The 13679-nt window shown below is 39.3% G+C and carries 10 protein-coding genes, 1 tRNA gene and 1 pseudogene; all 12 read right to left on the bottom strand.

The window, feature by feature from the left end; translation table 11 throughout:
* Nucleotides 1-112: 112 nt before the first annotated feature.
* The 12 genes and pseudogenes from A2536_03965 to A2536_03910 all read right to left on the bottom strand — a co-directional run bounded on the left by A2536_03965 (nucleotide 113) and on the right by A2536_03910 (nucleotide 13679).
* A complete protein-coding gene (locus tag A2536_03965) occupies nucleotides 113-1336 on the bottom strand; it encodes a hypothetical protein (protein ID OGF47787.1) in 1224 nt (407 codons plus the stop codon).
* Nucleotides 1337-1425: 89 nt separating this feature from the next.
* Complete coding sequence (locus A2536_03960; protein OGF47786.1) at nucleotides 1426-2889, bottom strand: hypothetical protein; 1464 nt, start codon at nucleotides 2887-2889, stop codon at nucleotides 1426-1428.
* A 197-nt stretch (nucleotides 2890-3086) separates the two neighbouring features.
* Complete coding sequence (locus A2536_03955; GenBank protein OGF47785.1) at nucleotides 3087-4199, bottom strand: hypothetical protein; 1113 nt, start codon at nucleotides 4197-4199, stop codon at nucleotides 3087-3089.
* A 235-nt stretch (nucleotides 4200-4434) separates the two neighbouring features.
* The gene (locus A2536_03950) at nucleotides 4435-5883 is read right to left on the bottom strand and encodes a hypothetical protein (GenBank protein ID OGF47784.1); all 1449 of its coding nucleotides are present in this window, start codon (nucleotides 5881-5883) and stop codon (nucleotides 4435-4437) included.
* Nucleotides 5856-6977 carry a hypothetical protein gene (locus A2536_03945; protein ID OGF47783.1) on the bottom strand — a complete coding sequence of 374 codons (1122 nt, stop codon included), beginning with the start codon at nucleotides 6975-6977 and terminating at the stop codon, nucleotides 5856-5858. The genes A2536_03950 and A2536_03945 overlap by 28 nt, the downstream gene beginning before the upstream one ends.
* Nucleotides 6978-7119: 142 nt before the next feature.
* Complete coding sequence (locus A2536_03940; GenBank protein ID OGF47782.1) at nucleotides 7120-7497, bottom strand: hypothetical protein; 378 nt, start codon at nucleotides 7495-7497, stop codon at nucleotides 7120-7122.
* 1 nt (nucleotide 7498) lies between these two features.
* Complete coding sequence (locus A2536_03935; protein ID OGF47781.1) at nucleotides 7499-9151, bottom strand: hypothetical protein; 1653 nt, start codon at nucleotides 9149-9151, stop codon at nucleotides 7499-7501.
* Nucleotides 9152-11344 (bottom strand): hypothetical protein, encoded by a 2193-nt coding sequence (locus A2536_03930; protein OGF47780.1) that lies wholly within the window; start codon nucleotides 11342-11344, stop codon nucleotides 9152-9154.
* A 9-nt stretch (nucleotides 11345-11353) separates the two neighbouring features.
* Nucleotides 11354-12019, bottom strand: a complete 666-nt coding sequence (locus tag A2536_03925; GenBank protein OGF47779.1) for a hypothetical protein — start codon at nucleotides 12017-12019, stop codon at nucleotides 11354-11356.
* The gene (locus A2536_03920) at nucleotides 12016-12669 is read right to left on the bottom strand and encodes a PHP domain-containing protein (protein OGF47818.1); all 654 of its coding nucleotides are present in this window, start codon (nucleotides 12667-12669) and stop codon (nucleotides 12016-12018) included. Before A2536_03920 ends, A2536_03925 begins: the two co-directional genes overlap by 4 nt.
* 260 nt (nucleotides 12670-12929) lie before the next feature.
* Nucleotides 12930-13006, bottom strand: a tRNA-Arg gene (locus A2536_03915).
* 221 nt (nucleotides 13007-13227) lie between these two features.
* Nucleotides 13228-13679 (bottom strand): annotated as a pseudogene (locus A2536_03910) (hypothetical protein).

Below are 13679 nucleotides of genomic sequence, written 5' to 3'. Positions count from 1 at the left end.
CGGGGATGACAGAAAGAGAGAGCTTATCTGTCGTACCTTTTATCAGCCTTCCGTCCTCTGTCCTCGATTTTTTGCTGCGCCTCTGCGCCTCCGCTCTTCCGCGCATCCTGCATTATTTCAAGTCTATTGCTGCCAACTCGCCCATATTCCTAATATATAGTATGCCATTTGACATCACCAGCGGTGCCCAAATCTGATCTCCTTCAAATATCTTTGTTTTGTAAAGCTTTTTATATCCTATAGAAGAGGCTTCGATCATAAAGAGTTCTCCGGTTTCATTTAAAACGTATAGTTTATTATCGGCAATGAGATAACTGCCCAGACCAAACTCCTCCTCACCGCTATCCCAGAGTACTTTCCCGTCTAAATTCAGACATTTTAACTTTCCCATAGAGATCCCGAATATATGATTATTATATAGTATTGGAGTATGAACGTGGGAGCCAAAAACTTTCCCTTTCAGCCTGACCTCTTCCTTTAAAAATATCTCTTTACCTTCTTTTCTGAGAGAAAGTATAACACTGCCGGCATTATACCCTCCCGTAAAAAGTACTCTGTTTTTTTCTATTACCAAAGGCGAAGGTACATTTGCCATTTTGACTTTCCAATCTTTATGCGTAAAAAGTAATCTTCCATCATCCGCTGAAATTCCGAAAGCCCCGATCTTTGAACAGCTCAAATACATTTTCACCCCGTCGACGGTTATCTTAGTCAGGGAATTATGAGTCATACCGTACTCTTCCTTACAAGCCGTCTCCCAAACCGGTTTTCCTGTTGTCAGATCAAAAGCCGCAGCCAGTACAGACACCCCATAGACAGCAATAATAACTTTATCCCCGTCAATGTACGGATTTTGCCCCGCATACCATTTTGGTACCGTTGTTTCATACTCCTTGACCAGGTCCTTTTGCCAAACAACCAGCCCCGTAACCCTGTCAAGACAAGTTATTACACATTGGGTCCCGAACGTTACGACATATTTATCCGTTACCGAAGGCATGGTTCTTGCATAATCATACTTTGTTTTTTCCATCTTAGAAGAATACGCAGAACGCCACTCTTCTTTTGCAGTTTTCGAATCTAAACACCGCACCACGTCTTCTTCTTTTGCCAGATCGTAATCAAGAAAATATATTTTATCGCCATAAACCACAGGCGCAGCAAAACCGCTCCCGACCTTTATCCGCCAAAGTTCTTTCAGCCCGTCCGCAGGCCAGACTTTCAATAATTTAGTATCATTAACAATATTATTCCTGTCAGGCCCCATGAATTGGGGGAAATTGGCGGAGAATAATACGGATGTTGATATTGCGAGTAATATTAATACTATTTTCATAGTAAATCCTCCGATTCAGAATTAATGACTAAGTACTAGTGACTAATGACTATTTATGGTAGCTGTAAACAGCGATATTTATTTAAATTTTACCTTCTTTTTTTTATTTTACTTTTTTTAGTATAAGTCCTTTTCATTTTTTTGACAACCTTTTTCTTTCTGCCTACAATATATTCTTTTGACCATTTAACAATTACTGTTATTACCACAATAACTACAGTTAAAAGCAGAAGCGTCAGAGGTAGATCCGTTTTTAATATTTTATACAGTATATTTCCTTTTTTAGAAGAAATAAGTTTATTATCTTTATAGGTTTCTACCGAATACTCTCCATTAGTATCACAATAGTTACTTGTTTCTCCTTCAAGCTTGCCATTTTTATAATATTTTTCTTCCTTTAACTCACCATATTGATCAAAACATTTGCAAACGTCCTCTTTTTTACTATTTCTATATACACCAACCTCATTTAATTTGCCTTTCCAATATGACTCAAATTTACCGTTCTTTTTACCATCCTTGTAGAATCCAACTTCACAAGACTCACCAGTCTTGCCGTATAGCCTATATTTACCTTCTAGTTTACCAGTTTTATAGTTGCACTCTTCGCTTGGCTGTCCATTATCATAATAAAACCTTACAATCCCGTCTAATAGATTATTCTTATAACTACCTTCTTCTACTACTTTGCCATTATTATATATTTTATACGTTTTATTTTCGTCACCATTGATATGAAGCCCATCCTGTTTAAGCGTACCATCTTCATAATATACTTTATATTTTCCAGTTTCAACACCATCCTTATTAGTCCCTTCGACTCTTACCTTGCCGCTTTTATAGTACAGCTTATACACTCCATTTTTCATTCCATTACTATAAGCACACTCCTCAGTCAGTTTACCATCTTCATCGAAAAACCTAATCATCCCTTCATCTTCCTTGCAGGTTCCGTTCTGATTAATCGAACCATTTTCATTATATATCTTATAAGGTCCATCTCTTTTTCCATTTTTATAAAAAAACTCTAATTTTATCTTTCCATTTTCACCATACTCTTTATGCCATCCCTCTCCTTTTCCATCTTTATAAAAAGACTCGCTTTTTGTCTTTCCATTTTCATAATACGTTTTCCCAATTCCATTTAACTTACCATCAAAATATATCGCTTTGCTCTTTAAATTTCCGCTTTCGTAAAGCTCCTTGTACAATCCGCATATTTCGTTATTTTCAAAAGCATATTCACACGCAACCTTTCCATTATTATAATATATTTTGCTAACCCCTTCCCTTTTTCCATTTTTATAACTCCATTCACCTTTCAATTTCCCATTCGGATAATACTCCTTCACTATTCTATCGGATATTTTACCGTTATTTTTGACCAATTTTTCATTTTTATCATATAATTCAGACGCTATTTCTTTCTTATCTACAAAGAAATTAACTTTATAACTACCATCCGAGTTTATAATTGTCTTTCTAGTTATTTCCGTTAGTCCGGACGCGGCTATCACAAAGAATATTGCAAGTACTGTTAATGCTTTTCTCATTTTTCTCCTAAAGTCATACAAAATTACTTAACAGACACTGGATCCCGCCCTCCTTAAAGATTGGCGGGCAAAACAAAAGGTATCTGAGTACGGGATGACAGAAAAATTGTAATTTTTCTGCCATTCAATCTTTATAAATCTATTCGCGGAAGCTTTTTCCCGCGCACATTAAATAGTCAGTAGTCAATAGTCCTTAGTCATTTTCTTTCGAAAATTCTTACTTTCTTTTCCGCCGAATCTAACGCGTAAACTCTATTCTTAGAATCCACTGCAAGTGCCATATTGATGCATTTTTCATTAAAAGATGACGGCGGGGCTACTACGCCTATAAATTTTCCTGTTTTGCCGTATAGCTTTATCCGAGGCAGACCCTTTTCGCTTGTTATGAAACTGCCGTCACTCATGATCGCGAAGTTAGCGGGGTTACAGCAGCCGATAAACTCTTCCAGCTTTGAACCGGCTTTTCCCCAGGTAAATAGAAGCACACCCTGAGGAGAGTATTTTTCCAGACGGAGCATTCCGGTGTTTGCCACCCAGAGGTTTCCATCCTTATCAAAGTCCAGGTCCATATGCGGGCTGGGGATGATAAAACCTTTTATTCCTTTAGCCGCATCTTTTCTGCCAAACTCATAAAGATACTTGCCGTTTAGATCAAACACCGAAACCCTTCTATTCCCGGCATCTGCGATAAATAATCTGCCCCCGTTTATTTTCATAGAGGTGATATATTCGAACTCACCGGGGGCCTTGCCTTTCTTCCCAAAACTTCTATTTACATCCTTATAAACAACATCCTGAAGCGCCGCATATATGATACCAGTTCCCATTACGGCTATTGCTGTAACTTTCTTCACAGTCGGAATCTCCGAAAGCAATTTTCCATTTGCATCAAATGTTTTTACCCCGGTATCCCCGCAAATGTATATCCTGTCTTTTTTGTCAATTACTATTCCTGTTGCCGCATCAAATTCTGTCTTAAAACCCGGCAACTCCTTATGAACCTCTGCGGACTTACGTCCGGAGTTTCGGCGAGTGGAATTCAATTTATTATTCATGCCGCATTCATCCACGGAGTTACCTCCGTGGTTTTCTGCGGCATACTCGCCATAAAGCACAAGCTTTGGGTCAACTTTCTTATACTCCTCAATATTATATTTATATTTCGCGTCTAATTCTCCGGTTTCCAGTCCTGCTTTATCATTCCCCGGAATATAGGGATTATCCGGAACAAGCCAGAATGTTAAGGCGAAGCCCGTTAGCAACCCGATTGCTAGAATGATTAGACTGTATTTGAGCTTTTTAGAGTCCATTTTTCCTTTTTAATCCAACCGTTAAACGTTACACGTTATACAATAATGTATTATTATATAATCAAAAGAAAATCGACACTGGATCCCCGATAAAAACACTCGGGGATGACAAAAATGTATTATAAATTGCTTATCGTTCATTTTTGTCACTTTGTACTTTTATATTTGCCCTTTATCCTCTGTCATCAATCTCTTGCTGCACCTCTGAGCATCTGCGCTTCCGCGCCTCAGGCATTCACCTCAAGTCCACGCACACCATCTCCGTCAAGTCTTTTGCCAGCAGTTTTCCGTTCACGATCACCAGCGGGGCCCAGGCTTCATGGCCGTTTAATATCTTCATACTTCCCAGTTCTTCATATTTTAATGGGTCTGCTTTTACTTCGTAAATGATCCCGGTCATATCGTTAAGAGCAAGTATTACTCCTGCAGGATCGACAAGGATAAAGGGACCAAGGCCAAACTTTCTATCACTCCCGCTCTTCCATAACTGTTTTCCTGTTTCATCAACACAGACAAGCTGTCCGTCAGGGATAACTCCGTAAAAATATCCTTTGTAATAAACCGGAGTTGTCTGCTGTGAAGCAAAAACAGAAGCTTTAACCTTAAATATTTCCTGAAGTTTATATCCTTTCTTGTTTTCCTTTGTCAAACGGAGATATTTACTGCCGGAATCATACCCGCCGGTAAAAAATATTTTTTCATTATCTACGATAACGGGAGTCGGAACATTCGCAATATTTATTCTCCAGGACGGATCCGTCCAGAGTATCTTTCCGTCTTTTGCCGCTACAGAAACAACACCGGAAGAGGCGCAGTAAACATATTGTTTTTCCCCTTTAAAGTTCAAGATCGCGACGGAAGAATGCGTCATTTTATACGCGCCTTCAGGATTTTTAGTGATCCACTTTGCCCTTCCGGTCCTTAGTTCAAGCGCTGTAATCAATACTTCTTTTCCCGCGGGAGCAATTATTGCAAGTTCACCGTCAATTAAAGGACACTGCCCCGCATACCATTCGGGCACCTTTGTTCCATACTCTTTAACAAGATCTTTCTTCCATAGGAGCTCTCCGGTTACAGAATCAAGACAGGTCAGATGCCCCAGAGGCCCCATTGTAACCAGATACTTATCAGTAACGGCAGGCATTGTTCTGGTCATACCGTGATTTCTTTTTATCTTTACAGGATAATTATACTTCCAGATCTCTGCACCGTCTTTAAAGGATAAACACCTTATTGAATCTTCCTTTTTACTCCGGTCATAATCAATAAAGTAAACCCTGCCATTATTTACCACCGGCCCCGCATATCCTTCCCCTGTCTTCACACGCCAAATAATTTTTGCAGGCTCTGACAGGTGTTTAGGAATAATACCTCTTCCCATAGTAACAATATTGGTCTGATCTGAGCCCCGGAATTGCAGCCAACTGCCTTTTTCTTCTGAAGGCAGGCCCGTACCATTGTATAACTTTCCTTTTCCGTCCGAGGGCTTTGTTGCTTTTTCTTCAACACTGTTTTTTAAGCCGTCAACTTTTTGCTCTTTTGGAACTCTATATTCAATATCATTAACAGAGGATTTACCCAGCCATTCAAACAGAATAACACCGCCAATTACAATAATTAAAACCGTAACCGCCGAAGGAATACTTTTATCTGATTTCATTTTTCTTTTTTCCCGGAAAAGCAATAGACTATTCCACCCGAGGTACCAAAGACTATTCTTCCGTCCGAAACAGACAGAGAGCCCGTAATAGCGCTTCCGGTGTCATATTCAAATACTTTTTTTCCGTCCGCGGTTTTCACACCGTACATTTTCCCGTCACTGCTTCCAAAATATACGGTTTCGCCTTCCTTACTTTCTACAACAACCGGGGAAGAGTCAATTCCTTCTTTCGCAGTAAAAGTCCAGAGAAGCTTCCCGTTTTCCTTGTTAAGACAGCGCAAAAAATTGCCGCGGGTACCAAATATTACACGCTCTTTTGTCACTGCCGGAGAGGAGGAACACTGATCATTCTCCTTATTAAAATAGTTCCAAATAATTTTTCTGTCTTTAATATCAGCAGAAAAGAATTTTCCGGTCAAGGAAGAGATAAATACCTGACCGCCGGACACGGCAGGCGAACTCGCGATATTGCTTTCCAGGGAAATATTAAACTCTTCTTTGCCGGAAGGGATATCAATAAACCTGAGGTTACCGTCACAACCTGCTATAATTACGCTGTTCTCAAAAACGGCGGGAGAACCATGGACGGGAGATTCTGTTTCGAATTTCCAAAGAAGCTTACCGTTTTTTCTGTCAAGGAAATACAAGCTGCCGTCATAACTCCCGAACAACACCCCGTTTAAAGCATAATTTGGAGAGGAAATTATCTTGTCTTTTTCTTCAAATCTCCAGATTTCTTTACCGGTGACTTCATCAAGCGCGTAAAAATAACCCATTTCATCCCCGAAAAATACTTTTCCTTCCAGGACCAAAGCCGAAGAAGAGATCTCACCTTTAGAGAAAAATTCCCATTTTTTCTTTCCTGTTAAAATATCAAGAGAGAGAAACTTTTTCCCTTCTGTCCCGATATGAACAGAAGTATTTGTTAGCGCAGGAGTAGAACCTATCTCGGCACCGGTATCATAACTCCATAGTAATTTAAGTGATTTTAAGAGTTTATCCGATGCTACCCCTGTCTGGGCAGTATTTCCCCTGAATTGCGGCCACTCAGCGGTTAAAGATGAGCTTACGAGCAAGACAAATATGATATACATCGGAAAATATGATATTCTTTTCATCTGTAGTTTCCTTGCTTAAGCCTGTTCATAAAGTTTGTAAAGTTAATAAGGTTTATAAGGTTATATAATAATGTGATGTTTATTATTTAAAAACATAATGCAGCACTCTACATATTCTGACTGTCGAGCTCAACCTGCTTTATTATTTTTCTATTCTGACTTTGTATCTCGAACTCGCGCCAATAATTGCTCCGACAATATCTGCGGCCCAATCCAGGATATCCATACTGCGCTCAGGAACAAAACTTTGATGATATTCATCTGTCATTCCGTATAAAGAAGCAATTAATACCGCTGCCAGCACAGCTTTATTTGTCTTTATATTATGAGCCTTTCTAAGGGCAAAGTATATTAATGAAGATAATATAAAGTATTCGGTCATATGCACAAGCTTGTCGGAATTTGGTATAAATTCAAAAAGACCGGCACCCGGGGGATTTGACCGTGATGACATGTAAAAGATACCAAAGGCAAACAGAACAGCCGGCACCCAGGAAGATAACTTTTTAAAGATGGACATTTTATTTCACCTCTACAAGTTCTTTCTCAAATATACTCAAGATATGCAGATCCTTTTTTATTTCACCATCAGCGAAAGCCGCAGCACCGGTAACAAGATCTATCGAAGAAATATTGCTTATTGCGTTTTTTACTTCTTCTTTTGAGCCGGCGCCTCTGCCTATGGCATGAAGCAATATATTTGCAGCATCATAAGCTGCCGCAGAATAATAATCAGGTTCTTCAAAATAAGTATCTTTGTAAGCTTGAATAAAACCGGCAACTTTCGGGATCGCGCTACCCGGATAAAACCCGGCGGTAAAATATAGTTCACTTTCATTTAATTTCATGTTAGATATGAATTTTTTATCATTAAGCCCTGTCCCTCCGAGATAGGGCACCTTTAATTCAAAGAAAACCAGATGCGAAATAATACTTTCCGCATCGTACAAACTCACAGGCATATAAATCACCTCAAGCCCGTTCGGATTGGTTATAAGTTTGTCAGAAACGGAAAAATCAAAAATCACATCAACAACATTTTTGTCATTCATTTTTTCCAAAGTAACCTTTGCGGAATAACTAAGAGGGTTTTTCTCAAAGATCTCGCCGGTAACAACAAGGTCCGCCCCAAAATGCGCAGCTAAAGACTTTTTGTCAAAACCATTTTTTGCAATGTGCGCCTTTACTTCCGCAAGTTTAGACAGTTTCGTATCCTTAAATTTCCCGAGCCCGTAGCTTAACTTTTCGGATATTATCTGTCCGTAATCCGTCTCTTCCGAAAGCTGTTCTTTATCCCTGCCGGAATTTACGAATTTAACAAGCACTAAATTGTTCCTCTTTTTATCCGTAGCCGGCGGCAAGAAAGCACGTACCTGAGTAACCAGTTTGGAAACAATACTTTCAAGATTATTTTTATCTGTGGACATAATATCTTTGATAATATGAGGATCAATCCCGCCGAGTGAAACCATCTGCTCTTTATAATCAAAAGAACCTTCTTCAAACATTTCTTCTTTTGTCACTTCTCCGCCCAGCCTGATTAATTCTTCCTTATAAGCCAGAGCACAAACCTTACCGTAGGGATTATTAGAAGGATATATTATTGCCGCTTTTTTCTTTTTTAAAGTGTTTACAGTAAACTCAGCCATCACTCTGCCTTCATCTTCAGGATAAACCGCATCCGAAAAGAAATACTGATTTCCTTTAACCTTTGAGAGAGCCGCCGCAGTGGGAGAGACGGTAACCAGCCTGTAGTTTTCCGCAAGAGTTTTAACCTTCTGAAGCAAGCTGTTCTGGACAGGCCCGACAATACCCGAAAAGAGCGGATCTTCTGCCGAGACCTTATAAAATTTCTCAAGCAAATCTTCGCCGCCCTCAGTATCCTGATACACGGAAGTAATCTCCGTATTGTTTTGTTTATTAAAAACACTGATTGCAAGCTCTACCCCGTTTTTAGCTTTCAAGCCGTTTCCCGCAGAATCCCCGGCAAGCGGAAGGATAACGCCTATTTTAAGATTTTTACATTTTACATCATACTTAAAGATATCAGTTTTCGGCTTTTCCACAGGAATTACAGTAACAACCTCTTTTTTTTCTTTTCTTAAGGTATTTTCTTTCACCGCACAGGAAAAGAGAAAGAAGGATCCTGCTATTATAAGGCCTATTTTTTTCATTTACACCTGCCAGTTAATGGATTCAAAATCTTTTGTCGGCACATTTACCACAATATTCCCCATAACCGGCCACTTTTCTATTTCGTTCGCACCTTTTTTTACAACAAAAGAAAAAGCTACTGACTCGCCTTCCAGAAGGCAAAGTTTTTCAAAAGGTATTGCAATTTCCACCACCTTTATAGCTTTTATTCTAATACCTGCTGTCTCTTTATTTATCCAATTCTTTTTATCTTCAGTCTGGGAAGCAAAATCATGTAATATATCCCCTCCAAGATTATTCAAGTCAAAACTAATTTTATAAAAATACCTGCAAAATATTATTATCTCAAAATTATAATCCTTGTACTTTTCTACGGATAAAGGCACATTAAAATCCATTCTTAGATACAACTGCGCATTATCAAAACCAAAATACAGCGCTTTTGTAATTGTTTCAGCCCGGTGGATAGCAGCTCCTGCTTTAATAACTTCAAATACTCCGGCCGCGCTCCACTCATAAAAGTTAGTTATCTTCCCGTCTATAACCGGTTTGATAAAACCTGTCACTGCAATTTGAGGAATTACGGCTTTTGCATCATTTATCACCGGAGTTAACAGATACGGAGGCACTTTTTTACCGGCAAACTCGTAAATATTAGAAAGGTGTTTTCTGAAAAGTTTGTCAAACTCTTCATCCTGGACAGAAGAATGATCATCGCCATACCACCAGTTCCAGTCACTCCCTTCAGAAATAAGCATTTCCTCCATTATCTTTTCATATGCGTCAGGATCCCTTGCTTTTATCTCGTCTTTCCAGTTATTAAGGTCTTGCCGCACTCTATTCAGATAATCCCAGGCTTTAATATCTTCTTCATGCCCAATCCAGATATAAAAATCATGATTTATCCAGGAGCCGGGATACAGGTAAGGAAGTGTTTCTTTAGGCGGAAATTTTTCCAGATAATCAGATACAGTTGTCGTTTGTATCCGAGAATCTTTTGAAAGCCTGTCATAAAGCACGTTAAAAAAGTCCAATGCATTGTTCTTATAGTATTCCCAGGCATTTTCCCCGTCTAATATAATGCTTATTAAAGGATTTTGAATGTCGGTAGAATTTGCTATTCCGTATATTTTTTCTATAAAATCATTTACGGCTGCTTCCGCATCCCATTTTGAATACAAAAAGCCAATGGCATCCGCAAGCTCTTTATTCCTGAATATTATATTAACTTCTGAGCCGTTCTTTTTGACGATGTATGGTTTGTAAAGATAATTATTTTTACCGCTGAATATCTTAAGCGAATGCATGAGAATCTCCTCATCCGAAGAGATCCACTTTATACCGTATCCGGAAAGAAGCGGTATTATATCTTCACTTACACTGCCTTCTGCCGGCCAAAGACCTTTTGGTTTAACACCAAAAGTTTTCTCATGGAGAATAACAGCGCGCTTAACCTGTTCCTCCGCATCTTCCGGAGCAGAAAATGTAAAGTTCATATTAAGCCGCGGCAGTGAGACCTTTGCAATTGAAGTATCATAAACAAGAGGAAGAATAGGATGGTAAAAAGGGGTTGTAGTAATCTCTATCTGTCCGCGCTCCATAACTTCTTTATATTTTGGAATAATTCTAGCGAGCAGCTCTTTCTGCTTTGTCATAACCACTTGCTTGTCGGTCTCGGTAAATTTTCTGCCTTTAGCTTTCAAAGCCAGAAGCAAAGGGTCTTTTTCAACGGTAAGAGGATCAAACCAGGAGAGGTTAAACCATACCTGAAGGTCAAGATAGTCCTGCACGGTAAATCTCAAAGCAATCTCAGGAAGCTCTTTCTGCGAAACATAATAACCGCGTTTCTCCAGGAGTTCAAAATACCGAGGGTACGGCTTTATCATATTATCCCAGTTAGCCATAAAGCAATTCCACAATATAAAAGCTTTATCATCCGGATCAAGTTCTGCGGCCTTTTTCTCTGTCAACTCAAATACTGTATCTGTCGCATTATTAAAAACATAATCGTTTAGCTGGGAAATAAGAGAAGGCACAAGGTTAAATGTCTGTTTGATTTTCGGATACTTATCCAGCAGTTCAACCATAAAATGGTAATCTTTGGCACCATGAAGGCGGACCCAGGGCATTTCATACTTTCCCGTAGCCAGATCCTTGTAATAAGGCTGGTGCATGTGCCAGACAAAAGCTATGTAAATGCTGTTATCGCCCATTAAGAAGCTTTACCTTCCAATATTCTGTTTAGCATTATCAACAAAAGGTGAAGTCGGATATTTATTAACAATCTCCTCATATCTTGACTTAGCTTCTTCGGTTTTACCCGAGAGTTTGAGGCACCTTGCCTGACTGGACAGAAGTTCATCACGGCTTGAATAGTCCCTAAACTTCTTCAGCGCTTCCTCATAAACTGCAACCGCTTTTGTATAGTCCTTTAATTCTTCATACGAATAAGCAAGAGAGATATATATTATCGGTTTCATAACTCCCGGAACACTCTTCTTTTTAGCAATTTCAAGTGCTTTTGCCGCAGCATCAAATTTCCCGAGACGGTAATTAGCCTCTCCCAGATAATATAACGCCTCTCCGGTAAAATTAGTATTCGGATAGTCTTTATCTATATCCTGCAGCAAAGGTACGACCCCCGCATAATCCCCGTTATAAAACTTATATACCGCAGGCCCGAGCTTATTCTTAACGGTATTATCACGGTTAACCTGGCAATTTCTCAGCATGAAAAGAGCAACTACAGCAATAACCACGTAAAAAAGAATATCCAGCCACTTCTTGGTATTCGCCGGGTTCCTAAAATACTCCACAACCTTAGCCGTGAAAGAAACCAATTCATCGGTGTGCATCGTCTTTTTAAATTCTTCTTTTTCTTTATTCATTTTAATTTCTCCTCTGCTATATATTTTGTATTTTTTAAAAGTAAAAGCGTCTGGGCATTGCTAAGTCCCGCTCCGAGCGCTATTTTCACTCCTTGCGCAAGTGTAACAATCTCCCCCTGACGATGGCTGTCCGTGCTTAATACCATTTTTGCGCCTGTCTGCAAAGCAAGTTTTGCCACATGCCCGTTCGTCAGTGAATGCCCCTGTTTGGTAGTGATCTCAATGTAAATACCCCGTTTTTTTGCAAGCTCCATCTCTTTCTTCGTGATCAGCCCGGGATGCGCAAGAATATCGATATCGGAGTTTAACGCTTCAAAATTAGTCCCCGGCCTTACCGGTTCGGCAATTGTCTCCCCGTGAACCAACACCAGTTTTGCCCCGAGTCTTCTCGCTTCTTTCGCCAGAAAACATATTTGTTTGGGAGCAACATGGGTCAGCTCAACACCCGGAACCGCCTGTACCGAAGCAAAATACTTATTAATATCTCGGCAAACACGTACTGTCCCCGCCACCAAGCTTTCCAGATTGGACGAATCCGCGTGATCGGTAATCCCAAAATACGAATACCCGTTTATTTCACAATGACGCGCCAATTCCGACGGTATAAGCTCCCCGTCAGAGTGGATAGTGTGGTTGTGTAAGCTGATCATTTTCATAAAGCCTCGCTATACGTCCGTAAAAGTCTTTAAAGGTCTATAAGCATAGCTTTTCTCGCTATGTATGATATCGACCTGTCAACATTCGTTGACAGAGCGAGATAAAAGTCTGTAAAAGTAAAACCTCGTAACATATTATTAAAAGCAAAACACATCTGTCATCCCGTACTAAGATACGGGATCCAGTGTCTTTATAAGGTAACCTCCACCTACATTTTAAAAACCTTATGCATTGAAATTTGCCTTCGGCAAAATGGTGGGCCCGAGAGGAATTGAACCTCCAGCGCGCGGTTTAGGAAACCACTGCTATATCCATTTTAGCTACGGGCCCGTTTTTGCTTCTGCAAAAACAGAGCAATCGAACAATAGAACATTAGAAAACAGACTCCTTATTTCGATTGCAGTCTATTGCTCAATTGTTCTATTTTCAAAACAATCTTTTTTACTTTTTCCAAAAATCATTCAAATCAGTTGATTATATCAGAAATACATGACCATTTCAAAAGGTTTTTACCGGAAAATGCTTGATTTTATTGAGGGTTTTAAGAGAATTTACTTTTTGAAAGTTTTATTTTTGTATGTTTTTGTCTCAATCAATTTGCCATTTTCATCATACTTTTCACTACTTAGAATATTTCCATCTTCATCAATCCTAATCTCATTTAATTTACCATTTATGTATATGTATCTTTTAGTTTTTCCTACAAATTGTAATTTCTCTCCTCTAACACCTTCAAAAACAAGGTGTCCATCCTCATCATATTCCTTATACTCTCCCATTTCCCGTCCATCCGTACATTCCTGTTCAGAATTTATCTTTTTGTGTAAATAATACGTCTTTTTTGTTCCGAACATTTTCCCATTTTCATATGGAGTCTCTGCTAAAATACTACCATCAGGAAGATATTCAATAACAACTCTGCAATTCCCCCGGTTTAGTGGACTACTTGTTAAGTTGGTAATAGTCGCTCTCTGACTGATCGGGACTTTTGTACCCGTTGTAC

Source organism: Candidatus Firestonebacteria bacterium RIFOXYD2_FULL_39_29 (genome assembly GCA_001778375.1).
Lineage (GTDB): Bacteria > Oederibacteriota > D2-FULL-39-29 > D2-FULL-39-29 > D2-FULL-39-29 > D2-FULL-39-29.
Note: the sequence above shows the minus strand (reverse complement) of the source record. Positions and strands in the feature narration are given on the sequence as shown.